General features: G+C 36.3%; 18 protein-coding genes, 1 tRNA gene and 1 pseudogene. 15 read left to right on the top strand and 5 right to left on the bottom strand.

Features of this window, described 5'->3' with window-relative positions; all coding sequences use genetic code 11:
* Positions 1 to 429 precede the first annotated feature (429 nt).
* A complete protein-coding gene (locus BN202_RS06165) occupies positions 430 to 2,523 on the top strand; it encodes a S9 family peptidase (RefSeq protein ID WP_019219745.1) in 2,094 nt (697 codons plus the stop codon).
* 78 nt (positions 2,524 to 2,601) lie between these two features.
* Here the strand turns inward: BN202_RS06165 and BN202_RS06160 are convergent, their stop codons facing one another.
* Complete coding sequence (locus tag BN202_RS06160; protein ID WP_019219744.1) at positions 2,602 to 3,204, bottom strand: superoxide dismutase; 603 nt, start codon at positions 3,202 to 3,204, stop codon at positions 2,602 to 2,604.
* Positions 3,205 to 4,166: 962 nt separating this feature from the next.
* Between BN202_RS06160 and BN202_RS06155 the strand changes: the two genes are divergently transcribed.
* Positions 4,167 to 4,241: transfer RNA gene (locus BN202_RS06155), tRNA-Gln, on the top strand.
* A 449-nt stretch (positions 4,242 to 4,690) separates the two neighbouring features.
* On the opposite strand, the gene BN202_RS06150 is transcribed toward BN202_RS06155, so the two are convergent.
* The 4 genes from BN202_RS06150 to BN202_RS06135 form a co-directional block, all read right to left on the bottom strand.
* The gene (locus BN202_RS06150) at positions 4,691 to 5,476 is read right to left on the bottom strand and encodes a DUF1499 domain-containing protein (protein ID WP_019219743.1); all 786 of its coding nucleotides are present in this window, start codon (positions 5,474 to 5,476) and stop codon (positions 4,691 to 4,693) included.
* Positions 5,477 to 5,869: 393 nt separating this feature from the next.
* The gene (locus BN202_RS06145) at positions 5,870 to 6,409 is read right to left on the bottom strand and encodes a DUF1254 domain-containing protein (protein ID WP_019219742.1); all 540 of its coding nucleotides are present in this window, start codon (positions 6,407 to 6,409) and stop codon (positions 5,870 to 5,872) included.
* Entirely contained in the window at positions 6,402 to 6,998 is a 597-nt protein-coding gene (locus BN202_RS06140) for a DUF1214 domain-containing protein (RefSeq protein WP_019219741.1), read from the bottom strand. Before BN202_RS06140 ends, BN202_RS06145 begins: the two co-directional genes overlap by 8 nt.
* 17 nt (positions 6,999 to 7,015) lie before the next feature.
* Positions 7,016 to 9,166 (bottom strand): transglycosylase domain-containing protein, encoded by a 2,151-nt coding sequence (locus BN202_RS06135; protein WP_019219740.1) that lies wholly within the window; start codon positions 9,164 to 9,166, stop codon positions 7,016 to 7,018.
* Between the two features lie 340 nt (positions 9,167 to 9,506).
* Between BN202_RS06135 and BN202_RS06130 the strand changes: the two genes are divergently transcribed.
* The 13 genes and pseudogenes from BN202_RS06130 to BN202_RS06070 all read left to right on the top strand — a co-directional run bounded on the left by BN202_RS06130 (position 9,507) and on the right by BN202_RS06070 (position 25,177).
* Positions 9,507 to 9,743 carry a hypothetical protein gene (locus tag BN202_RS06130; RefSeq protein ID WP_034987677.1) on the top strand — a complete coding sequence of 79 codons (237 nt, stop codon included), beginning with the start codon at positions 9,507 to 9,509 and terminating at the stop codon, positions 9,741 to 9,743.
* 18 nt (positions 9,744 to 9,761) lie between these two features.
* Positions 9,762 to 10,430 (top strand): response regulator transcription factor, encoded by a 669-nt coding sequence (locus BN202_RS06125; protein WP_034987615.1) that lies wholly within the window; start codon positions 9,762 to 9,764, stop codon positions 10,428 to 10,430.
* Positions 10,427 to 11,842: an ATP-binding protein gene (locus tag BN202_RS06120; protein WP_034987612.1), complete on the top strand. Its 1,416-nt coding sequence runs from the start codon at positions 10,427 to 10,429 to the stop codon at positions 11,840 to 11,842. The genes BN202_RS06125 and BN202_RS06120 overlap by 4 nt, the downstream gene beginning before the upstream one ends.
* A gap of 282 nt (positions 11,843 to 12,124) precedes the next feature.
* Positions 12,125 to 12,858 (top strand): annotated as a pseudogene (locus tag BN202_RS06115) (tetratricopeptide repeat protein).
* Positions 12,859 to 13,053: 195 nt separating this feature from the next.
* Complete coding sequence (gene ccmE / locus BN202_RS06110) at positions 13,054 to 13,533, top strand: cytochrome c maturation protein CcmE (RefSeq protein WP_034987610.1); 480 nt, start codon at positions 13,054 to 13,056, stop codon at positions 13,531 to 13,533.
* A 7-nt stretch (positions 13,534 to 13,540) separates the two neighbouring features.
* Positions 13,541 to 15,520 (top strand): heme lyase CcmF/NrfE family subunit, encoded by a 1,980-nt coding sequence (locus BN202_RS06105; protein ID WP_034987673.1) that lies wholly within the window; start codon positions 13,541 to 13,543, stop codon positions 15,518 to 15,520.
* The gene (locus BN202_RS06100; RefSeq protein ID WP_019219733.1) at positions 15,517 to 15,939 is read left to right on the top strand and encodes a cytochrome c-type biogenesis protein; all 423 of its coding nucleotides are present in this window, start codon (positions 15,517 to 15,519) and stop codon (positions 15,937 to 15,939) included. The genes BN202_RS06105 and BN202_RS06100 overlap by 4 nt, the downstream gene beginning before the upstream one ends.
* Positions 15,940 to 16,144: 205 nt before the next feature.
* Entirely contained in the window at positions 16,145 to 17,656 is a 1,512-nt protein-coding gene (locus BN202_RS06095) for a Do family serine endopeptidase (RefSeq protein WP_019219732.1), read from the top strand.
* Positions 17,657 to 17,737: 81 nt separating this feature from the next.
* Positions 17,738 to 18,424, top strand: coding sequence for a response regulator transcription factor (locus BN202_RS06090; RefSeq protein ID WP_034987608.1), 687 nt, complete (start codon positions 17,738 to 17,740; stop codon positions 18,422 to 18,424).
* A complete protein-coding gene (locus BN202_RS06085) occupies positions 18,421 to 19,803 on the top strand; it encodes a sensor histidine kinase (RefSeq protein ID WP_019219730.1) in 1,383 nt (460 codons plus the stop codon). The genes BN202_RS06090 and BN202_RS06085 overlap by 4 nt, the downstream gene beginning before the upstream one ends.
* A 95-nt stretch (positions 19,804 to 19,898) precedes the next feature.
* On the top strand, positions 19,899 to 22,823 hold the full coding sequence (locus BN202_RS06080; protein ID WP_019219729.1) for a bifunctional [glutamine synthetase] adenylyltransferase/[glutamine synthetase]-adenylyl-L-tyrosine phosphorylase: 2,925 nt from the start codon (positions 19,899 to 19,901) through the stop codon (positions 22,821 to 22,823).
* Between the two features lie 594 nt (positions 22,824 to 23,417).
* Positions 23,418 to 24,275, top strand: a complete 858-nt coding sequence (locus tag BN202_RS06075; RefSeq protein WP_019219728.1) for an outer membrane protein — start codon at positions 23,418 to 23,420, stop codon at positions 24,273 to 24,275.
* 377 nt (positions 24,276 to 24,652) lie between these two features.
* Positions 24,653 to 25,177 carry a methylated-DNA--[protein]-cysteine S-methyltransferase gene (locus tag BN202_RS06070; protein ID WP_019219726.1) on the top strand — a complete coding sequence of 175 codons (525 nt, stop codon included), beginning with the start codon at positions 24,653 to 24,655 and terminating at the stop codon, positions 25,175 to 25,177.

The raw sequence follows: 25,177 nt of genomic DNA, 5'->3' as shown, positions 1-25,177 counted from the left end.
AGTAATTTAAATAATTTTTAAAATTAAAAAATATGATAAATAGAATAAAAAAATAAAAAATATCACAGAATAATAAATCACTTTTCATCTAGAATAGAAAGGTACTTTCATCTTCTAACATCTGTATGCAATTCAAAAACAGATCTTAATTTATATATATCCGAAAGTCAGTTTTACTGTTTAAAGAAAAATTCAATTTTGCTATCAAATAGCCTCATTTTTTTAGCGTATCACTTCTATAAAAGCGTTCTTCTCTTCAGAAGATGAGTTCTATCATATATGATATCGGGAATATAAAAGTATAATTGTGAAAACTATTACAGACTTCTCTTTGTTATTAAGTAGAAATTACGCAAATACATACTTGTATATGTTCTATGATTCTAACATATAAACAAAACTTTCAATATCTTTTACATAGGATTGTGTATGACTGGTTCTTTTGTACTTCCTCCCAAAGCATCAAAAATTGTTTATCAAGAAATGCATCACGGTATTTGTCGTGATGATTCTTATCATTGGTTACGTGCATCTAATTGGCAAGATGTTTTTAAAAAACCTAGCTGTCTTGATGCAAAGATTAGACGTCACCTCGAAAAGGAAAATGCTTATCAAGCGGCTCAGATGGCTGATACAAAGGCATTACAAGATTTACTTTTTACTGAAATGAAAGGCCGTATTCAAGAGAACGATAGTTCTATTCCTATAAAACATGGGCCTTTTGCTTATGGGATTTCTTATATTACAGGAGGTCAACAACCACATTATTTTCGCACACCAAGGAATGGTGGAGAGAGAAACGTCTATCTTAATGGTGATGCTTTGGCTGAAGGTAAAGAATATTTTAATTTTGGTTCAGTCCAAGAATCTCCTGACCATACGTATGTTGTCTGGACCTATGATGATAAAGGATCAGAATTTTATACAGCTAAAATTCGTAATTTAGAAACATTGTCTGACCATATGGACACAATTACTGATACATCTGGACAGATTGTCTGGGATGCTAAATCTGAAGGTTTTTTTTATACGAAGATGGATGAAAACCACCGACCTTCAGAGCTCTATTATCACCAATTAAACACAAACCAATCGCAAGATAAGCTTATTTTCCGTGAAGAAAATCCAGGATTTTTCTTACATGTAAGTGGTTCTAAGCTTAATGATGTTATTTATATTAATATTCATGATCATGAAACTTCAGAGATTTGGTTGATTTCAGCTAAAGAACCTCTTTCTGCTCCTCAATGTATACGGAAAAGGCAAAAAGGTATTGAATATTACCTTACAGAAGGTGGTGATGTTTTTTATATTTTGACCAATCTAGATAACGCAAAAGATTTCAAGATTATGGTAGCACCAACTACAGCTCTCCAATCAGAGAATTGGTCTGAACTTGTACCTCATCAAGCTGGATGTCTGATATTGTCTCATGATGCTTATCAAGATTTTCTTATTTGGCTTGAACGTTTTGAAGGACTTCCTCGTATAAAAATTATGGAACGCACCACAAAACAAATTCACTCCATTGCTTTTACTGAAGAGGCTTATTCGTTAGGTCTACAAGGAGCTGCAGAATATAATAGTCAAACCATTCGCTTTTCCTACTCGTCTATGACAACACCTGATCAAGTGTTTGATTATGAGATGAAAAGTCGCAAAAGAATGCTTTTGAAAACGCAAATCATTCCCTCTGGGCATAATCAAGATGAGTATGTAACACGACGTATTACGGCGATAGCAGACGATGGTGAGAAAATTCCTATTTCACTCGTTTATCATAAAACAACGACTCTTAATGGTAGTGCACCCTGTTTGCTTTATGGTTATGGTGCTTATGGAATTTCCATCCCAGCCAGTTTTAATAGCAATATACTTTCTTTGGTAAATAGAGGTTTTATTTACGCCATTGCCCATATTCGTGGAGGAAAAGAAAAGGGAGTTGAATGGTATGAGAAAGGAAAACATTCTTTTAAGTACAATACATTTACAGATTTTATTGCTTGTGGGCGTTATCTTGTAAACAATAAATTCACTTCTCACGATAGACTTATTGCTCATGGTGGCTCAGCAGGTGGAATGTTGATGGGGGCTATTGCTAATATAGCGCCACAGGACTTTGCTGGAATCGTAGCGAATGTGCCTTTTGTTGACGTTTTAGCTACCATGTTAGATGCTTCATTGCCACTAACTCCCCCTGAATGGCCAGAATGGGGAAATCCTCTTGAATCAGAAGAGGATTATAAGCTTATTGCTTCCTATTCACCCTATGATAATGTTAAAGCGCAAAAATATCCCTCTATACTTGCAATTGCAGGATTAACAGATCCTCGTGTAACCTACTGGGAGCCTGCGAAATGGGTGGCAAAATTAAGGGATTTAAAAACAGACGATAATGCGATTTTATTACGTATTAATATGGATTCAGGTCATGCAGGAGCTGCTGGACGTTTTTCAAAGCTAGAAGAAGTCGCATATATTTATGCATATATCCTAAAAATAACAGGAAAAAACAGTTGTTAATTCAGGCATCTTTATCTTTTTGAAAGGCTTTATAATTTTTGGCTTATGAAGCCTTTCATAAAACATGAAACACTAAGTTTAAAATTCACAATCTTCATAAAGTTTTAAAACATAGTCCCAATTAATAAGATGATCTACAAAAGCCTCGAGATATTTTGGACGTGCATTACGGTAATCAATATAATAAGAATGCTCCCATACATCGACACCCAGAATAGGTTGAGCACCATGAACTAAAGGATTTTCACCATTAGGCGTTTTCATAATTTCAAGCTTACCATCTTTAAAAGCGATCCATGCCCATCCAGAAGCAAATTGGGAAACGCCAGCTGCAATAAAATCAGCGCGGAATTTGTCATATCCACCAAGATCTGCATCAATAACTTTTGCTAATTTTTCAGGAAGTTTCTGACCACCACCATCTTTTTTCATCCAAAGCCAAAAATGGTTATGGTTGTAATATTGCGCTGCATTATTAAACAACCCAACATTTTTTCCAAAACTTTTTTTCACAATATCCTCAAGACTTTCATTTTCTAAGCCTAAATCTCTCACAAAATTATTCGTATTGGTAAGATAAGTGAGGTGATGTTTATCATGATGATATTCAAGCGTTTCGCGTGACATATAAGGCGAAAGGGCATCATAGTCATAAGGCAATGGGGCCAATTCAAAAGCCATTTAAAAATCTCCTTGATTCTAATTGGTTAAGCTCACTCCACAGGTTCAATCTGCCATTTACAGCATCTAAAAGCAAATATTGAATAGCTATTTATGTTAAAATTTTGATGACGTTCTCTTCATAAGGTGCTTCTTAGTATACACGCTTGAATAAGAAAAAATACCATTTATTTATAAAAATTGCTTTTGAAAATTTTTTCATTTGTGGACTAATAAAAATCAATAATCACTTTAAAATCATAGTATGGCACGCTTATTAAATGAGCCGCAAAGATGATTGAAATGATTGTAACGCATTGTTTTTGCTTTAAAAGTGTCTAAACGCCACACAAAATATTTTTTATCCTCTTCAGATGCTTATAAAATTGCTTTTATTACGGTGTTTTGCGAACGAAGTATTGGCGCTTATTTTGGGACAAGTACTATAAAATTTAGAAATTTTTAGAAGCTCAATGTCATTTTATTTGACGAAAGATATTGATCTCAAATGCGTTTGTTCATGATCAACCAGTTATTTGTCATGCGTTACAAGCCTAATGTTTAAGTGGAAAAAGATGAATTATTGTACGTTACACGACAAGGATCGAGACTGTAATGAAAAAGACAAAAAGTCATTAACAGACAAAGCCTCTCTGTTTTCTTACTTCACTTCAAAGGGCTTGGGTTTGAGTATATTAGGATAAAGATTCTAGGGGGATTCATAAATACAGCAGTAAAGTATAAAATTTGCATTTTTGCTGTCATAAAATTATAAAATGCAAAATAATGGATAGATTATAGCTATTCCTTGTATTAAAATGAAAAACTAAAATAGGTTTCTGTGACGAATTTTGCATCAACGCAGCAGGGGTAAGATTTCAAAATTTTATGATAAAAAATGAAAAGCTTTGATTTTCAGATATTGCGCACATTCACAGGAATCGCTATAAGGTGCAAAAATAGCTGTGAGCGTGTTTTTCTTTTGGGGTATAGCCAAGCGGTAAGGCACCGGTTTTTGGTACCGGCATTCCCTGGTTCGAATCCAGGTACCCCAGCCATACTTTAATGAAATCAATGAGTTATCAGAAAGTACGGGGATTTTATTTCCATTGATTTTTTAGCTTATTTTCTGTTTTCGCCAATTCTTTTAGTTTTTTTGGGGCATTCGTGCCAATGTTCTTTCTATCAGATCAACGAAACAGTGTAATAGCAGCCATAAGAGCAACAAAAGCATAGAGACTTTTTATGCGCTAGAAGGATAAGATTCGGTAAATAACGACTAAACGTCGGTCCATTGAGTGCATGTGCACAAAAAAAATGTCCGCAAAACTCAATTCGATAACAATATAAATATATTTTTTATCATGTATTGTATCTCGAGAAAAGAATATAAGTTATTCAGTTAAATAACCCATGTAATTTCATTATTTTTTGTTTTTGCACATCACAAAATTTATTTTAGGAATAAGCGGCGTTATTCAATAGAGCATATAGGATTTTTAAATTTTTATTTATCATTTTGAGAAAGAGGGAGTGAGGCTATTTCTGTATCAAGTGCATCCATAAAATCGATAATAAAAGTGGCGTTAGATCCCAAATCTCTTGGCAAATAACGCGAGGCAGAGCGCATATCAACAAAAGTTGTATCGCCTTCATCGGTTAAACGTATGACAATGTCTGAAATAAAACCAAGATAAAAAGTTTTTGCCATTGTTTCGATATAAATTTCATGCTCTTCACTTTTGAATTCTTGTTGAGCGATAATAGGCCAATCATAAGCAGCTAATACATTAAGAACGGAATCGCGAATACGATCAGGAGAGCCATCATAACGACGCCCAGACATTTCTGGCCAGTGTGACATTTGTAATGTTGTTTGTTCGATCAAAACACTCTTAAGTGGCAAAGCATCACTGGGGCGTATTGTCCTAAAAAAAGCTGGTGGTCTTTGTGTATCCGTAGAAATATCATGAAGAGCTGGTAAAGCAAACCAAAATCCAAAAAACAATACCAATGGTGTGCCTGTGATCAATGAATAAATGATCCCTTTTAAAGCTTTCATTCCCCCAAGAGCACCATACATCCACAAACTATACAGCGCTTTGAATGCAAGAAAAAGAGAAACAACAACACAGCAAGCAGAGATGATGATCAAAATGATAAAATCAATGACATTAATTACAGAAAAACGCTGTAAAAGAATTGAAAACAATAAAATGAAGCATGCTAATCCACCAAAACGAGGAGACCATACAGCTGCCCTTGAGACTAACCGAACATATCTCTTCTTCATGAATTTTTCCCCCTCAACCATGGATTAGAAGCATAATTTTTTAGATTTATATCTTAAAAAACACCTTTAATCATACAACAAAAGTAAAGCATTTCCCTTTAAGGTCAAGGATGTGTGATACTTCATTCATTTGTGGTCTTTATTCTCGTTAACGCCTTGAAGGTAATGGCCACTGCCTTTATAGTTTACCATGGTGTGCTCTAATTTTATGAGAAGAGTTGTTATCATGTAAAAACAATTTAGCTAATACACTTTGATTGTTTTTCTATAAGTCTGTTTATTCAGGATTTTTAGTTATTTTTATGATCCTTTTTGGCAAAGGGATTTTTTTACATATTTGTGTGGCAGATTTTATAGCAAGAAGCATTTGTACAATAAGAGGTTGCTGTATTTTTATTCATTTAGCATATGACAGGTTGCAGAGGCAAAAAAAGCTTCGCTTTCTTTTTTGGCAAGGTCAGAAGGAGCAAAGATGCGTAAGAGTGCAAAACCTTTCTGCAAATTTTTAGCAACCAAAACTGCATCTCCATTATTTTGAGATTTTGACTGTTTTAGTTCTATGATTTGTATCGGTTTTCCAATGATGAGATCGAGTGCTGCATCAGGGGCTGTTCGGTCATTAAGGCTGTAAAAAATAATTCCGGCCTGTGTATAAGCTGCGAGTGACCAAAATTGTGTTGTTTTCGAAGCCTTTAAATGAACGGGGCCATTTTCGAGATCAAATCTGCAGACTTTAAGAAGAAAGAATGGATCGGTAGTCTGTTGAAGAGGATTTCGCGCATCCAAGTTGACAAATTGATAAGGATTGCCTGTTTTTTTAAGTTCTTCCCATATGTTATCTTGTGTCCAATAAGGTATCAGAAAGAGAACAGCAATATGGACAATGAGAGCGCCAATAATGGCAAGAAGTAGGGCGTGAATGAATCTAATCACAGTTTATTTGTCCTGATGGAATTTGTTCTACAGATGGCATGGTGAGCTTTTGCAATGGTGTTGCAGAGATAATAGAGGTATCGTACAAGGTGAGAATAAGTCCGAATTCTTTTTGGCTAACCGTTGCAAGCCAATTGCCGGTTTGTGGTGTTGGTGAGATGTTGATGCGTAATGAGCTATCACTTTCATAAATAATATTATCGCTGTAGAGTTCGAAAGGTAGAGTTTCGGATGAAGTATACGGTTTGAGTGATTTGTCTGCTGTATAAAGAGTAAAGAGGCGGTTTTTAGGGATGTATCCTTTAAGTAAGTAATGGCAATAGGGCTGTAGTGGTCGCCCGTGATTATCTTGCCAAATTTGAAAAATAAGCCCTTCTGTGCGCCCAATTGAAATATCACCTCGTTTGGCAGCGCGTGCACGCGTATAGGGATCTGTGTTGGATGTTCCCACTTGAGGGTAAGCATTCCATGCTCCAATTGTGAAGCGTCCAAAATAATGAAAGGAATTGAGGATATAATTTACACTCAATATTCCACATAAAATGGAAAAAGCAAAAATGAAAAAGGGAATAATGATTTTAACAAACATTATAGAATATTTTGAATTCAAAGTTTTGAAGCTCCGATAGTTTTCCTTTTTAAAGAGATTACAGATGACTTTTTTAGATCATTGTTAATCATACGAACAATATTCAATGTTTCAGGTGAGAGCATATAGGGTATTTGGGGTGCAAGTTCAGAATCATGGTGAGAAGGAGGTGTTTGTGGCTGATAAGGAAGAAGATAATCTTTTACACCATAAAGCTGTTTAAGCATGATATTTTGGTGTGCAGAAAGCATAATACGATGCCATATCATGGCAGGAACACCACCACCAAAAGCACGATTCATTGATGAAAAATCATCATTGCCCATCCATACAGCTCCCGTATAATTGCCAGTAAAGCCGACAAACCAAGCATCGCGATAGGATTGTGATGTTCCGGTTTTCCCAGCAACAAGGGTCATAGGGAGAGCTGCCCGTTTACCTGATCCTCGTGTTGTAACACCAACCATCATTTGATTCATATAAGCTGTTGATTGTTCACTGAGTACTCGATGGAGTTTATTACCATTATACTCAAAGTCCCATATCACATGTCCATCTATTGTCCTGATTTGGGTGAAACCATGGCGATTTCCAGCCATTCCTCCATTCGCAAAGACATTAAAACCAGTTGCTTGATCCATGGGGGTCATGTTGGAAGTACCCAAAACCATAGTTTTATGTGATAAAATATGTGCATCAATTCCCATATTTTTGATCAAATCTATGATGGGTTTTGTATCGCGGTTAAGATATTGATATGTAAGATAGACAGGCACGGTATTGATGGAAAAAGCGAGAGCCGTTGCCAAATCGACTTTACCAAGATAACGCCCAGAGTTATTTTTTGGTGACCAACCTCCCCAATTGATGGGGGCATCTGAGACGATTGTTGAAGGAGACAGACCATGTTCCATTGCAGATGCATACACATAAGGTTTGAATGAAGAACCAGGCTGTCTACCACCTTGTGTTGCTCTGTTAAATTGGCTTTTGTTATAATCCACTCCTCCAACGATTGCACATACAGCGCCGTTATTTTCAAGTATAACAGTGGCAGCTTGTGTGACGCGGTATTGTTGTCCGTATTGCTGTAAATGGTATGCGATGGATTCTTCTGCTACTTTTTGAATATTTGGATCAAGAGTGGTTTGAACAATTAAATTATGGCTTGGAAGTTGATCACGCATTTTTTTAATTTCATTAAATACCCAATCAAGAAAATAATCAGCTTGAGTATTTGTTATTTTTGGAAGTGCCTGAGCAGGATGACGATGAGCGTTGATAATTTGGCTCTGTGTCATAAAGCCGCTATTAACAAGATTAGCAAGGACCACATTGGCACGTGTTTGGGCCGCAAACAGATGACTGTGAGGAGCATATTTGGTTGGGGCTTTGAAAAGTCCCGCTAGCATAGCGGATTCGCTAAGGGATATACTCCCTATATTTCTTCCAAAATAAAATTTTGCAGCTGCTGCAATACCAAAATTATTTCCTCCCATATATGCACGGTCAAGATAAAGTTGCAAAATCTGTTTTTTGCTGAAGTTTGCTTCTAGCCAAAGAGCAAGATAGGCTTCTTTGATTTTTCGTGTGATGGTCCTCTCATTTGTTAAGAACAAATTTTTAGCCAGTTGTTGTGTCAGGGTTGAACCACCTTGAACCACACTCTTGGCTTGCATATTTTGTGAGATTGCGCGTGTGAGACCTTGTAAATCAATACCCCAGTGATTAAAAAAATGACGATCCTCTGTTGCGAGCACAGCTTTAATAACATAATCGGGCATTTCTTCAACAGGGACAAATATAGTTGGTAATGCACCACGGTGGCCGATGGGATTTCCGTAACGATCTAGAAAAAGAATGGAAAATTCTTTAGGCAAATACCAATCTTTTTTTGTTAATTCAAAAACAGAAATGCCAAGAATGGTGAAAAGAGTAAAACCAATTAATCCTAATGTCAGTGTTTCATCAAGAAACTCTACGATAAAACGTTTCCATCCACGAATATGAAAATACTGTGAAATAATTTTTGCCCTATTCCAGAAGGAATTGTGCGCACAGCGAATGCGATAGATTACTGTATCAAACAGTGCGTCTAATTCAATAAAGGCAGGGCTGTGGAATGGCTTGTGATGTTTTTCTTTCTTTTTTCTAAAAAAATCAAACATTAAAAAAGAGCCTATGGCAAAGCAATGCAATCAAATAAATCTGTAATAGTTATATGGAGCCAAAGTAATTTTTTGCTATAGTGCTCACAAAGAAAGAGTCTATTTTAAAATGATGACCATTTATTTTCGTTGACTATGTATTAAGCTTTTATAATTTGTTGAAAAATTTTTTCTTTTCGTTATTTTATCAAGGAAAAAGATTTTTTTCTTTTAAAAATTGGGAGCACTATGACGCTATTATTCTGTTATAGGGAGGTTAAAGCTTTATTCTAGTATGATTTTGAGAAAACAAAAAACATTGTTCATCCTATATTCATTTGGAATAGATTATGAAGTTTCTATGATGCAAAAATTTTTTTTATTCATGATGATAGCGCTTTTTTTAGGAGCAGATTCTGTTTCAGCTGCTGGTTGTGCTGAGATAGGCAGAAAGGCTGCTTCCCAAGAAAATGGGGTATTAGTACGTTCAAAATCGGTTGTTCAGGATGGAAAAGAGATGTGTACAGTTGTGGTTATTGTACCTGCCCATAATGGTGAAAAACTGCGCCGTGTTGAGGTTGTGGTTCCCGCCGATTAGCATTTGGTAGATATTGTCATGCGTATTTTAATTGCCGAAGATGATCGAAATCTCAATCATCAATTAGCAGAAGCTGTAAAAAATGCGGGATATGTTTCAGATAGTGCTTTCGATGGTGAAGAGGCTTATTTTTTAGGAAGCACAGAGTCTTATGATGCTGTGATAATTGATATAGGTTTGCCACATATAGATGGAATTTGTATTGTTGAAAAATGGCGCCAAGAAGGACGCTCTATGCCTATTTTAATCCTAACGGCGCGAGATCGCTGGTCTGATAAGGTACGTGGAATTGATGCAGGTGCTGATGATTATGTTGTGAAGCCATTTCATTTGGAAGAAGTGATGGCGCGGTTGCGGGCGTTAATTCGTCGTGCAACAGGGCATGCAACAAGCATGTTATTTTGTGGGAATGTTTCCTTGGATACCAAGACTTCTCGTGTTTTTGTTGATAGTCAGTTGATTAAATTAACATCCTATGAATTCAGGCTTCTTTCATACCTCATGCATCATCGTGATAGGGTGATTTCAAGAACGGAACTTACTGAACATCTTTATGATCAGGATTTTGATAAAGATTCCAATACGGTAGAAGTTTTTGTCGGACGCTTACGTAAAAAGCTTGGAGTGGATTTAATTGAAACTATTCGAGGAATGGGTTATCGCGTGAGAACGCTAGGTGATCAATGAATGTTTTAAAGATAAATAACTGTCTTCAGAGGTTATTTTTTTTCGTTAGTAGATCTCTGAGTTTACGGGTTATGATCTTATCAACATTATGGGTTGTTATTTCACTTTCATCAATTTCTGCAGTCAGTATTTTATTTTATAGGCGCTCAAGTGAACAAAGCTTAGAACGTATTCTCTCTGCTCATCTGTATAGTCTCATTGCTACAGTAACGGTTTCACCAGAGGGAAATTTAGAAGGGAGTGTTGGAATTGATGATATTCGTTATTCCGATCCAACAACGGGATGGTATTGGGAAGTTGTTGCAATATCACATAATCTAAAGGGAAGATTAACATCACCTTCCATGGAAACGGGGAGCATATTTTCACCCAGCGATATTGATGTGCCTTTTGATAACAAATTCTTTCGCTCTTATCGAATAAAGGGGGACAGTGGTCAGAAACTACAGGTCATTGAGAGTGATGTTGTTCTTGATAATCAAAATCATATTGCACGTTTTCGCCTTGTTGGGAATATTGATGAAGCCCATGCACAAGTGCAGGAATTTAAGCAAACTTTACAAATTTTTCTTTGGAGTTTTGGTATAGGCAGTGTTCTTATCAATATTGCTCTTATTTTCTTTAGTTTTCAACCGTTGAAGCTTATTCGACGAGGATTGAATGATATCCGTGAAGGCAGAGTTCATTATGTGAATACGGATTTAGTAAGCGAAGTCATGCCGCTCGCACAAGAGATGAATGCTCTCATTAATAATAATCAGCGTATTATTGAACGTTTTCGCACACAGGTTGGAAATCTTGCGCATTCATTGAAAACTCCCCTATCAGTAATGATGAATGAAGTTGATAAGATGTGTGGAGAACAGGCTTTTTTATTGAGAGAGCAGACGCAAATAATGCAGGCCCAAATAAATCATTATCTTCAGCGTGCGCGGATCGCAGCACAATGTGACAGTATCATTTATCATACATCTGTCCGTAGAGTGGTTGATCGTTTGATGAGGGTTATGGAAAAGCTTAATCCGGAAAAACAGTTTCAATTTATTATGGCTGTCGATGATATTATTTTTTCTGGTGAAAGGGAGGATTTAGAGGAAATTGTAGGGAATTTAGTTGAGAATGCGGCTCAATGGTCTCACACAAAAGTTCTCATCTCCTGTTTTTTAGAAGAAAATATTGAAGAAACAGAATATTTTAGTATCTTTGTAGAAGATGATGGCTCTGGTTTAACAGAAGATAAAATTGCTGAAGCTTTAAAAAGGGGGCAGCGATTTGATGAAAGTAAACCGGGAACAGGTTTAGGGCTGGCGATAGTTTCAGATATGGTCAAGGAATATGGAGGGAGTCTTTTTTTATCACGTTCTACCCTAGGAGGGTTGTGTGCAAAAGTTATTTTACCAAGAAGGAGATAAATTATTTTTTTGCTGAAGACATATATATGAAAATCCATTAGCATACAGCATTGTTTTTACATGATATAAAAAGTGATTTTAAAATTCTAAGGGTATTTTTATAATCAAAATAGAAAAGTAAAATTTTGTTTTGCTCTCCCTAGTCGTTATGAGAAAAATAAACGATAAACATTTACAATATTCGTCATAAGAAAAGAGAGATCATCATGAGTCTCTTTGTTAAGTGGGAGGAGGAGATAACTTGGCTAGTTTTTTTAATTTTCATATTGGTAGCAGAATGATATGCTCTTATTTGTTTTAGCCGTAGCTTTTCTCATTTTTTTAGCGAGTATTCTTTTTTTTCCCTCCATTATTATGGGATAAAAAAAGAATTGAGAATTCAAACCATTGATAATGATAGAATTCATATGTATTCGGTTAAACTTGGGAAGACTTATTCGCATGATAAAAAGAGATATGCTCTTAAAGCTTTGAGTATTTTTTTTGTTCTTCTTATAACATGGAGCATTTACGGCTTTACAGGCAATCCAAGAGTTAAAAGTTATTTTTTTAGTAAACTCATGCATAAGGACCCTAAAACGCTCAATAAGCATGAACAGCTTGTTCGTTTACAAGCACTTTTTTTACGTCTACCTCGTGATGGCAAATTAGCAGATGCGTTAGCAGTAGGGTACCTCGAACAAGGTTATTTTCAGGACGCCGTGAATATTTATTTAGATGCGCTGCGCTTGAATGGAGAAACGGCTCCAAGACTTGTTGGATATGGGTTAGCATTGGTTGGTTATGAAGGTGGCATAATTAAACAAGAAGCACAAAATGCTTTTCAAAAAGCAGCAGATTTAGCGCCCAAAGATTTTTATCCTCGTTTGTTGATTGCTGAAGCGCTGCATCAGGCAGGCCAATCTGTGCAAGCAGTACATTCTTTACAAAATTTTCTTGATAAAATGCCTGAAGATTTTACAGGACGATCACGTATTGAAGCCATGATTATTCAGTTACGTGATGCATCCAATTAGAAGCTCAAGAAAAGGAATTGTAGTCAGTTTAAAGGATTAAAATCAAAGGGCATATATCGGTAGTGATAAAGACATTGGATACAATGTTGCATCCCTATGCAAGATATGCCAAGCTTCTTTGCAAGATAAGGTATGTGAATACTCAATGTTTATACACCGCATTTACATTTATAAAAGAATTTCCGTAGAAAATTTATGAACAGTCACCCGTTTCATAGCACTCCTTCATTGAGAGTTATTTTAAAGCAGCGGAAAAAAAATCGATTGCTGATCGTTTTATCATGTTGTTTAGTGATAGCTATTGCAATAAGCCTTATTATTTATGCAATGCGTAATACGGTCAGTTTTTTTCGAACGCCATCTGAAATTACAAGAGAAGATATTTTAACAGGGCACCCTTTGCGTTTAGGTGGTTTTGTTGGCAAGGGGACAGTTGAATATATTGGAGAGAAAGGCGTAGTTTTTTTTATAACGGATAATACAAAATATCAAAAAGTGATTTTTAATGGTATTTTACCGGATCTTTTTCGTGAAGGCCAAGGAGTTATCGTAGAGGGGTATTTTGATCAACAGGGCTTTTTTATAGGCAAGCGTATTTTAGCAAAACATGATGAGACTTATATGTCTAAAGAAACAGCTGATCGTTTAAAAAAACATCATAGTGGGGAGAAATAATTCGATTGTGCTTATCGAACTGGGTCATATTTTTTTAGCTGCAGCCTTTGGTGTGAGCTTGTTAGAGGCTTTTTTACCTGCTTTAGGCGTTTTGTGGAGAGAGCGTTCGCTAATGCAAACAGCTGTTCCTCTGACATATATCACTTTTAGCTTATTATTCTTATCTTTTTTAATTATTGTTCATGCCCATATTGTCTCTGATTTTTCTGTTTTGAATGTGGTTGAGAATTCCCATTCGGAAAAACCAATGCTCTATAAAATCACAGGTGTTTGGGGAAATCACGAAGGCTCCATGTTGTTATGGGTTTTAAGTCTCGCTTTTTTTAGTACATTGCTAGCGTTCTTTAGCCAGCATTTGCCAGAACAGTTGAAGACGCTCATTTTAATATGCCAAAGTTGGATAACAAGCGCTTTTCTTTTATTTATTCTTTTTATGTCCAACCCATTTTTACGTGTTGATCCACCGGCATTGCAAGGAAAAGATCTCAATCCTCTTTTACAGGATATTGCATTAGCAATTCATCCACCATTTCTTTATTTAGGCTATGTTGGTTTTTCACTTTGTTTTTCTTTTGCAATTGCTACATTGATTATAGGCTATGTCGATAGGCTTTGGGCGCATTGGCTTCGTCCTTGGATTTTGCTTTCTTGGTGTTTTTTGACATTGGGTATTATGGTCGGCTCCTATTGGGCTTATTATGAGCTAGGATGGGGTGGTTATTGGTTTTGGGATCCCGTTGAAAATGTTTCGTTTATGCCTTGGCTTTCAGGAACAGCTCTTTTGCATTCCACTCTTGTTCTTGAGAAGCGAGAAGCATTAAAAAGTTGGACTTTGTTTTTGGCCATTCTTACTTTTTCTCTTTCTCTTATGGGAACTTTTCTTGTTCGTTCTGGTCTTTTAATATCTGTTCATAGTTTTGCTGTTGATCCAACACGAGGGCGAGCAATTCTTGCACTTTTATTCTTCTTCACGGGGGGAGCTTTGCTTCTTTTTGCAGCACGCGTACCTGTTTTAACAAAAGGAAGAATCTTTCAACCAATTTCGCGTGAAGGTTTTATTGTTTTAAATAATTTGTTACTCACAACAATAACAGCAACAGTATTGATTGGTACGCTCTACCCTTATTTTATTGAAGCATTAATTGGGCAAAAAATTTCTGTAGGGGCCACTTTTTTTAACCTTACTTGTGGGCCTTTAATGATGTTATTGTTATTATTAACTCCATTTGGATCAATGATGACGTGGAAACGCGGTAATTTTCTTGCAGTCTTTGAACGGCTTGGGTTTATTTTTGCGTTGGTTTTTATAGCTTGTTTTATCGCATTTTATGCAATTTCTTTGCGTGATATTTTTGCCCTTTTCGGAATTGGACTTTCAGCTTTTGTTTTCTTAGGCAGTTTAGTTGATCTTTGGGAGAAGAGTGGGCATCACAAAGTAACTTTTGGGATGCGGGTTAAGAGATTTATAAGATTACCATGGTCGGTTTATGGTGCGGCAATAGCGCATATGGGATTAGGTGTTACATTATTTGGGATTGTTTGTGTGGCATCTTTTGCGCAAGAGCGTATTCTAAATATGCATGTAGGTGATATGGTAATGATAGCAGGGAAAACTCTTCATTTGGATGGCGTCCGCGATGGCATTGGCCCGAATTATTCGGCAATGGAGTTTCATTTTACAATATATGAAAATAAAAACACTGTGGGGAATGTAACAGCATCAAAGCGGTTTTATTCAAGTCAAAATACCTCAACAACGGAAGTTGGTATCCAAAATCATGGTTTATCGCAACTCTATATTGTCCCAGGACGTATAGACGATCGAGGACTTGTTTTGCATATATGGTGGAAGCCTTACGTAATGTGTGTATGGTTAGGGGCATTGATGATGGCTATGGGTGGATCTTTTTCTCTGTTAGGTTATTTTTTTCGTGCCGGACGGCGGGATGCTTTTCGCATTAAATTTTTGAGAAAGGCGTGCAAATGAAAAAAATATTGCTTTATATTTTATTTTATTTAATCATGATTTTTCCTTTGCAGTCAGTAAGAGCCGTAGAGCCCGATGAAATTTTAAAAGATACAGTGCTTGAATCACGCGCACGAGATATTTCATCACATTTACGTTGCCCAATTTGCCAAAATCAATCAATTGATGATTCAGAGACTCTCCTAGCACGTGATTTACGCCTTTTAATTCGGGAACGATTAAAAATGGGGCATACTAATCAACAAGTTATTGATTTTCTTGTTGAACGATATGGTGCGTTTATTCTCTTGAAACCGCCATTTAATAAAACAACTTGGTTTTTATGGCTATCTCCTTTGATAATAATTCTCATGAGTACAGGTGTGCTATTTTTTCGGATAAGACAATATAAATCAAAAAATACTAATCTTAAATGTTGATGCAGCAAAATAACTAAAAAAGACGTTATATGAGAGAGAATTAAGATCGTGGAAATTGATCATTCAGTTTTATAGGCTGTGATGTGTTGTTGTGTATTTAAACCTTACAAAACTTTAACAATTTAGACAGAAAACGGTAAGGTCTGTTGTTCTATAAAGGGTCGACATTGGGATAGAGATATCATTGAATAGGAGCGTATACCAAATGGTTAAAAAAACTTTCTTTAAAACATTAGTAGCAGTGAGTTTTTCTGCTGCGTTGGAAAGTACACTGTTTTTTAGTGGATGTGGAGCAAGTTTATTCACGACGTCGGCTCATGCGAGTTCTGTATTTACTTCATTAGTGCAACAGCAGGGATTTGCAGATATTGTTTCTCAAGTAAAATCTGCGGTTGTTGCCGTGCAAGTAAAGAGCAATAAAAAAAGAGAAGAAACATTCTTTAGCAGTTTTTTTAATAGTCCAGGTATTGATCAACTCCCAGATCAGCATCCTTTAAAAAAGTTTTTTAAAGAATTTTATGATTTTGATAAGCCTAAAAATAAATTTGCACCACATTCGAACAGATTGCGTCCTATAGCTTTTGGTTCGGGTTTTTTGGTCTCATCTGATGGTTATATTGTGACCAATGATCATGTGGTTTCTGAAGGGACAAGTTATTCTGTTGTTTTTGATGATGGTACAGAATTGAATGCAAAGCTCATTGGGAAAGATCCAAAAACTGACCTTGCTGTTCTAAAAGTAGATGACAAAAGAAAATTTTCCTATGTTGATTTTGGTGATGATTCAAAGCTTCGCGTTGGTGATTGGGTTGTTGCTATTGGCAATCCATTTGGTCTTGGTGGAACTGTGACAGCAGGTATTGTTTCAGCACGTGGACGTGATATTGGCAGCAGTAGTTATGATGATTTTATTCAGATTGACGCTGCTGTTAATAGAGGAAATTCTGGAGGTCCAACTTTTGATTTGAATGGTAAGGTTGTTGGAGTCAATACAGCGATTTTTTCTCCTTCTGGGGGAAATGTTGGTATTGCTTTTGCTATTCCAGCAGCGACAGCGAAACAAGTTGTACAACAACTTATTGAAAAAGGTTCAGTTCAGCGTGGTTGGCTGGGGGTTCAAATTCAGCCGGTAACGAAGGAAATTTCTGATTCGATAGGTTTGAAAGAAGCAAAAGGTGCTTTGGTTACTGATTCATTAAAAGGACCAGCAGCAAAGGCTGGTATTAAGGCCGGTGATGTCATTATTTTACTGAATAATGAAACAATTAATGATTCTCGTGATCTGGCGAAGCGTATCGCAAATATTAAACCAGGAGAAACCATAACCTTAGGGGTTTGGAGATCTGGTAAAGAAGAGAATATCAAGGTTAAACTTGCTCCAATGCCTGAAAATGAAGGAAAAAAAGAAGGTTCAAAATATTCAAACGAACGCGGTGATTCAGATGAGATATTGGAAGATTATGGGTTAATTGTTGCACCTTCTGATGATGGCTTAGGATTGGTTGTAACGGATGTCGACTCAGATTCAGATGCGGCAGATAAGGGAATACGTCCTGGTGATGTTATTGTGACAGTGAATAATAAAGCTGTTAAAAAGGCCTCTGATATTACGGATACAATCAAGAATGCTCAAAAGTTGGGGCGAAAAGCTATACTCCTACAAGTCCGAACAAATGAGCAAAATCGTTTTGTTGCTCTTCCAATTTTCAAAAAATAGCAGTTTATTATGAGTAGGGCAGAGATTTTTTAGATTTCTGTCCTACAATGCAATTTTATAAAAATAACGGAGATGCGTTTTATGAAAATACTCGTTATCGAAGATGATCGTGAGACGGGGCGTTATCTCGAAAAAGCTTTTTTAGAGGCAGGGCATTCTGTTGATGTTGCCTATGATGGGGATACTGGATATGCTTTAGCTGAGATGGAAAATTACGATGTAATGGTTGTTGATCGAATGCTTTTGCATCGTGATGGTCTTTCTATTATTTCTGAATTGCGTGCTAAAGGCAATGAAACACCAATTCTCATCCTTTCGGCTTTAGGGCAAGTGAATGATCGTGTGACGGGTTTGCGTGCAGGGGGAGATGATTATTTGACAAAGCCTTATGCTTTTTCTGAACTTCTTGCTCGTGTTGAAGTTTTACAGCGGCGTAAAAATCCTAAAGAGGCTGAAACGGTTTATCGTGTAGGCAATCTTGAGCTTGATCGATTGGCACATACAGTGAAAAGGGGTAAGAGAAATATTCCATTACAACCACGAGAATTTCGTTTACTGGAATATTTGATGCGATATGCTGGTCAAGTGGTAACACGCACCATGCTTTTGGAAAAAGTTTGGGATTATCATTTTGATCCGCAAACAAATGTCATTGATGTTCATATCTCTCGTTTGAGAGCAAAAATTGAAAAAGATTTTGATGTACCACTTCTCCATACTGTACGTGGAGCTGGTTATATGCTGAAAGCACCAGATAACAAAACATGAATCGTCTCATCAATATAATGCGCACAACAGCGTTAAGGCTCTCAGCACTTTATCTTTTGTTGTTTGGGTTGGTTGCAACAGGGTTATCTATTTATATGACGGATTTTTCTGCCTCGTTGTTAACAGAGCAAACGCAGCAAGCTTTACATGAAGAAGTGAGATATATCGAAGATGCTTATAATTATGGTGGGCTTGCTTTATTAATACGCACTATTGATTATCGTTCACGACAACCAGGGGCTTTTCTTTATCTTGTAACGGATCCTATGGGACGCATTTTAGCAGGCAATGTTGCGCGTATTGAATTAGGTCTTTTGAATCATAATGGCTTTATTGCAAATTCTTTTTTGTATTCACGTTTTGGCGAACATGGCCAAACAAGTGAGCATCGCGCTTTGGCAATTGTTGTTGATTTGCCTAATGCGATGAAGGTTCTTATAGGACGGGATTTAGATGAACCAGAACGTTTTGCAGTCGTTATTCGTAAAGCCGTCATGATTGCTCTTGCAGCAATGGTTGGAGGAGCTTTACTCATATGGTTTTTCGTTGGTAGGCGAGCATTACAAAGAATTGATCATGTTACAGCTGCCTCAAAACGTTTGATGGAAGGTGATTTCAGTGGGCGTTTGCCTGTATCTGGAGTAGGGGATGAGTTTGATCGATTGTCCGCGAACCTTAATGTTATGTTAGATCGCATTGAAGAATTAAATATGGGTTTGCATCAAGTATCGGATAATATTGCGCATGATCTGAAAACACCACTGACACGCCTTAGAAATCGTGCTGAAGAAGCGCTTTCTGGGCAAAAGACAAAGCTTGAATATCGTCAAGCACTTGATGGTGTTATTACTGAATCCGATCAACTTATTTGTACTTTTAATGCAATTTTGATGATTTCACGTATTGAAGCCAGTAGCGCAATTGAGCATCTTGAGATGATGAATATGAAACTGATCCTTGAAGATGCCGTTGAACTTTATGAACCTTTTGCTGAAGAATCGGGTGTTTTGCTTCGGTTAGGGAACACATTTGATAAAGAGCTGAAATTAAATCGTGAGCTTATTGCGCAATCGATTTTTAATCTTATTGATAATGCGATTAAATATGCCTCTAAAGATGGCAGGAAAGCAAAAGTTTGCTTATCGATGGAATATCGTGATAAACATTTGTTGGTTGTTGTGAGTGATAATGGTCCAGGAATTGCAGAGGATAAACGTGAAAAAGTAACAGAACGCTTTGTTCGTCTTGAAGAAAGTCGCTCACAACCTGGTTTTGGTATTGGCCTTAGTATAGCAAAAGCTGTAATGAAGCTTCATGGGGGTGAATTATTATTTGAAAATGCAAATCCAGGTCTTAGAGCTATTTTATTATTCCCTTAAAAATTTTATTTCATTGTTTGCTACACCTATGATTATTTTTCTTTAAAGTATAAGGCCATAGAAAGAAAGCGAAAATGTTTTTCACGGGAGTGTAAATGAAGAAAGCTTTTTTAAAAACACAGCTTCTCCCTTTATCTCCCCTTGATAACAGTGGCCCTCAATGGTTGAAAGACCTTGCAGAACAAGCGAGAAAAGAAAATTTAGAATCCCTTATTTCCTTTATTTCCAATAAGGGAAAGCAGGTTGAATTTATCAGCGCGGTTATGACTTTGTCTCCCTTTTTGCGTGAGGCTTTAATTACCAACCCATCCTATCTTAATTCCTTATTGCATGTTGATATAGAAACGAGGTTAAGAGAAATCATAGATGATATTGCGCACCTTGATAAAAGTGAGGTTATACATGAAATTTCATTGAAGGCGGCTTTAAGACACAAAAAACGAGAAGCCCATCTTCTCATTGCTTTAGCTGACTTAAGTGGTGTTTTTACGTACGAAGTCTCATGTGTTTGGTTAACACGCTTGGGAGAAGCCGCATTAGGTGTGGCTTTGCGTTTTCTCTTAAGAGAAGCACATGATCATGGCAAAATAAATTTGTCGAGTCGTGAGAATCCGGAAAAAGATTGTGGCCTAATCGTTTTAGGGATGGGAAAATTAGGAGCAGAAGAACTTAATTATTCTTCTGATATTGATCTTATTGTTTTTATTGATGAAATGTCACCTCATATTGGTAACCTTTCTGAGAGTGTTGATCTATTCTCTAAAATGGTACGTCGATTGATCCGTATCATTCAAGAACGTACTGCGGAGGGATATGTTTTTCGTCTCGATTTTAGGCTCCGGCCAGACCCAAGTTCAACCCCTTTAGCTTTACCAGTAAGGACTGCATTGCGTTATTACGAGGGGCGTGGACAAAATTGGGAACGCGCAGCTATGATTAAGGCACGTCCAGTCGCTGGTGATAAAAAGGCAGGCTTTAGCTTTCTCAAAGAGCTATTTCCTTATGTGTGGCGGAAATATTTAGATTACGCTGCTATTGCTGATATCCATTCGATTAAACGTCAAATCCATGCTTATAAAAATTATGGTCAAATTGCGGCTTATGGACATAATGTAAAATTAGGGCGTGGGGGCATTCGTGAGATTGAGTTTTTTGTCCAGACACAACAACTCATTGCAGGTGGGCGTTTTCCTCAATTGCGTGGTCGACAGACAGTCGCAATGTTAGCAGAACTTCATACACTTGGTTGGATTAGTGAGGAAACAAAAGATAGTCTTATAAAAAGTTACGCTTTTTTACGAAATGTAGAGCATCGTATTCAGATGCTTGCAGATGAACAAACGCATCTTCTCCCAAATGATGTTTCTCAATTTGCCAGTGTTGCATATTTAATGGGGTACCAAGAGAGTAACAGCTTTATCTGTGATTTATTAAAAACGCTTCAGGTTGTTGAAAAACATTATGCTGCATTGTTTGAGAATGAACAGGAACTTGGTTTAGAAATTGGCAATTTAGTTTTTACAGGTGAAGAAGATGATCCTGAAACATTAATAACATTAGGCTGTCTAGGTTTTAAAAGAGCAAGTGATATTTGTCGTATTATGCGTACACTTCATTGTGGGCGTTATAAAGCAACGCAATCTGCAGAAGCGCGTGAAAGATTAACAGAATTAACTCCTGCACTTTTGAAAGCTTTTGGTGCAACAAAACGGGCTGATGAAGTGATGTTGTGTTTTGATCGTTTTTTACAAGGATTACCTTCAGGAATTCAACTTTTTAGTCTTTTGCAGTCTAATCCCGCTCTTTTAGATATGTTAGTGCTTATCATGGGAGCAGCTCCGCGTCTTGCGGAAATTATTACACGTAAGCCTCATGTTTTTGATGGAATGTTAGATCCAAGTATTTTTTCAGAATTGCCTACAAAATCTTATTTAGAGCATCGCCTTGAATGTTTTCTTGAAGGCATTTTTTCTTACGAAGAAATTCTCAACCACTTAAGGGTTTTTGCTGATGAGCAACGTTTTTTAATTGGTATTCGAATTTTGAACGGTGCAATTACTGGGAAGAGAGCAGGTTTTGCGTTTACTGCACTTGCTGATCTTATGATTGCAAAAACATTTGCTGCAGTTCAAGAGGAATTTTCTCGTCTTCATGGTAGTATTAAAGGAGGGCGTGTTGGCATATTGGGGATGGGTAAGCTTGGAAGTCGTGAATTAACAGCGGGTTCGGATATTGATCTCATTTTGCTTTACGAGTATGATGAAGATGCTGAAATATCTGATGGAGAAAAACCTCTCTATATTTCGCAATATTATACGCGTTTGACACAGCGTTTGGTTGCAGCTTTATCCACTCTTACAAGCCAAGGAGTTCTTTATGCTGTTGACTTAAGATTGCGTCCATTAGGCAATGAGGGGCCTGTTGCTGTTTCTTTTCAATTTTTTAAAAATTATTATCGCGGGCAAGCATGGATATGGGAACACCTTGCTTTAACAAGAGCACGAGGGATTGCTGGAGATTATGACTTTTTACAAAAGTTAGAAAATGAAGTTTGTACAATTATTGCTTTTCCGCGTGATAGGAAGAGTGTTGCAAAAGCAGTATGTGAAATGCGTGCCTTGATTGCAAAAGAAAAACCACCAAAAAACCAATGGGATTTAAAAACGATGCTTGGTGGTATCGTGGATTTAGAATTTATTGCTCAATTTGCTCTTATTACGCATGTCATGGAATTTCAGATTGGAGCGACGACAGAAGATATTTTGTCTCAGTTGCCGAACAGTTTCCTTAATCAGCTTTTTATTTCAGATTTACATTATGCTTATGGTCTCTATACCAATCTAAGCCAAATTATACGACTTTGCTTAAATGATTCTCTTGATCCTCATGAAATGCCACCTGGTTTAAGCGACCTTTTGTTAAGTAGTGTTGGGGAGCCTGATTTGCTTCGTGTTGAAAAATTGATTGAAGAAACTGGGCAATCAGTATGTTCAGCTTTTACACATGTAATGAAACATTGAATGCATTTTATAATAGTTGATAGAAAAACTGTGTAGAATTTTTAGCCAAATTATAAAAAGTAGAATAAATAATTTATTTTAAAATGTATTTTGTAAATTGAAGCAATTTTATTGTTATAATAATTTTTTGATATTTTTTTACAATTTATGCGTTTGAGGCAACCATATAGTAAAAATTGTGCTTGGTTAATTTCTCAGGCGGGTTGAAAAATTTCTATTTTAAATGAATGAATACAAGATTTTATATTTACTTGGAAATTTACAAAGCATCTTTTCTAACTATTGGTGAATGAGACTATTTGCCATTTTTATTGAATGTACACAATGGCATAACACAACCATTCATATAGAAGAGAATATTATTTAAGATATATTCGTGAACTTAGAGATAATAAAAAGTTATTTAAAAATAAAAATTGATATTAAATATTTAAAAAATACTTCGTAGTAAATCTTTGGATAATTTAAAAGATTTTTACAGCATAGATTTTTAAATTTTATTTTTTATTAAGCTGTGTTATTTTTGCTACAGATTTTTTGAAAAAAATATGAAATTATTTATATATTTGTCACTTAGCTTTTAGGGGAGCGATTATGACTAAACAATACTTAATCAAAACATCTATTTTTTCTTTAATTTTGGTTTCTACAGTACAGGCAGCGGATGTTACTATACCAGAACAGCCGAGACCTGTTGGACCTATTATTGCAGCTCCACATTTTTCTTGGACAGGGTTTTACCTTGGAGGCCAAATTGGTTATTTTTCAAGTAAAACCAGTGCAAATTATTTAGCAGATGGAGATACAGGAAGGTGGGATCCGATTAAAAAAGAATTTTTACCTAAACTTTCTGGTTTTGTTGGTGGCATTTATGCTGGTTCCAATATTGATATCGACAATAGTTTTGTTATAGGTTTTGATACGGATATAATGTGGTCTGACAAAAAGGATACAAAATATATCAGTGCGTCAGATACGACCTCATCGCATGTTAAAACAAGAGCAGTATTCTCAGAAGATTCAGAAGGCAGGAGATCCGAGGAAATTTTACGAAAGGATGATTCCACTGAAACTATTACAAAAGTTCGTCATACTATAAAACAAAAATGGTTTGGTGCTACGCGTGTACGAGTTGGTTTTCCTGTTGATCGTGTGATGCCTTATATTGCGGGAGGGGTTGCTTATACGCAGCTTCGAAATATTGTTGCGGCAGCGGAAGATACGAATGCAACAAGTAAAGCCGCTGATTTTTCTGATTGGGTGCATGATGAAAAAACGACGATGATTGGTTATACCCTTGGGGGTGGTGTTGATTATGCCGTGACTGATAATGTTATTCTGCGTGCAGAATATAGGTACTCAGACTTTGGTAAGAAAAAGTTCGTACATGACAAAGTTGAAATGAGCTATAAAACAAATGACTTCCGCGTTGGTGTAGCATATAAATTTTAAAATATTGTAGGATTAAGTAATCAAGGAGTCCCATTTTCAAATGGGGCTTTTATTTTTTGGATATGTGCTGGAAAATATTTTTCAAAAAAGAGATACCATCTTATTTGGAGTGTCTCTAAGAGTGGCCCTTTTTATTTTTTGATGTTATAAAATATTTAATTTAAACAACAAAAAGAGCGCAAATATAGAGAATGTTAAGCTAATAAGATTACGTCTAAAATATAACTTAATAAAGAGAATAGCTAAATCTGATTTTCAGAGATAAATAAGCAATAAGAATTATCAATGTATTTCATCATAGAATATCTGATATTTAAATATTTTATGCTTTATTTCATTTATGATGTTTAAATCTTGAGAAAAAATAAAAAGTCAAAATGCTGAACATTTCCCAACAGAGAATATTTTGTTTGAAAAAAGTCTCAATAGGAGGGCTTTTGGTAGCAAAGTCCCACAAAGGGATTTCGAATATAGCATTAGGAGATAGTAGAGAAAACTTATTACAAGAATTCACGGCGCGTTTTGGTGATCTACAACAAGTGGATGATGACCCCATATTTAAGAGAGAAGTCGCACATATTATAACAATGATAGAAACACCTAAGTTGGTAAGGAAATATGATTTCCCCTTAGATATAAGTGGTACAGTCTTTCAGCAGAAAGTATGGAGCGTATTATGTAAAGTACCGTGTGGTGAAACAGTTTCATATAAAATATTAGCACAACATATCGGTATGCCAAATGCTTTTCGTGCAGTTGCAAATGCATGTGCACGTAATGAATTGGCATTAATTATTCCTTGCCATCGTGTGGTGTGCAAAAATGGTTTTATTTCAGGATATCGTTGGGGCGTTGAACGGAAAAAGATTTTGCTCCAACGGGAAAGAAATGAGGAAAGTTAA

Source organism: Bartonella florencae (assembly GCF_000312525.1).
GTDB lineage: Bacteria > Pseudomonadota > Alphaproteobacteria > Rhizobiales > Rhizobiaceae > Bartonella > Bartonella florencae.
This window is presented reverse-complemented; position numbering and strand designations above follow the sequence as displayed.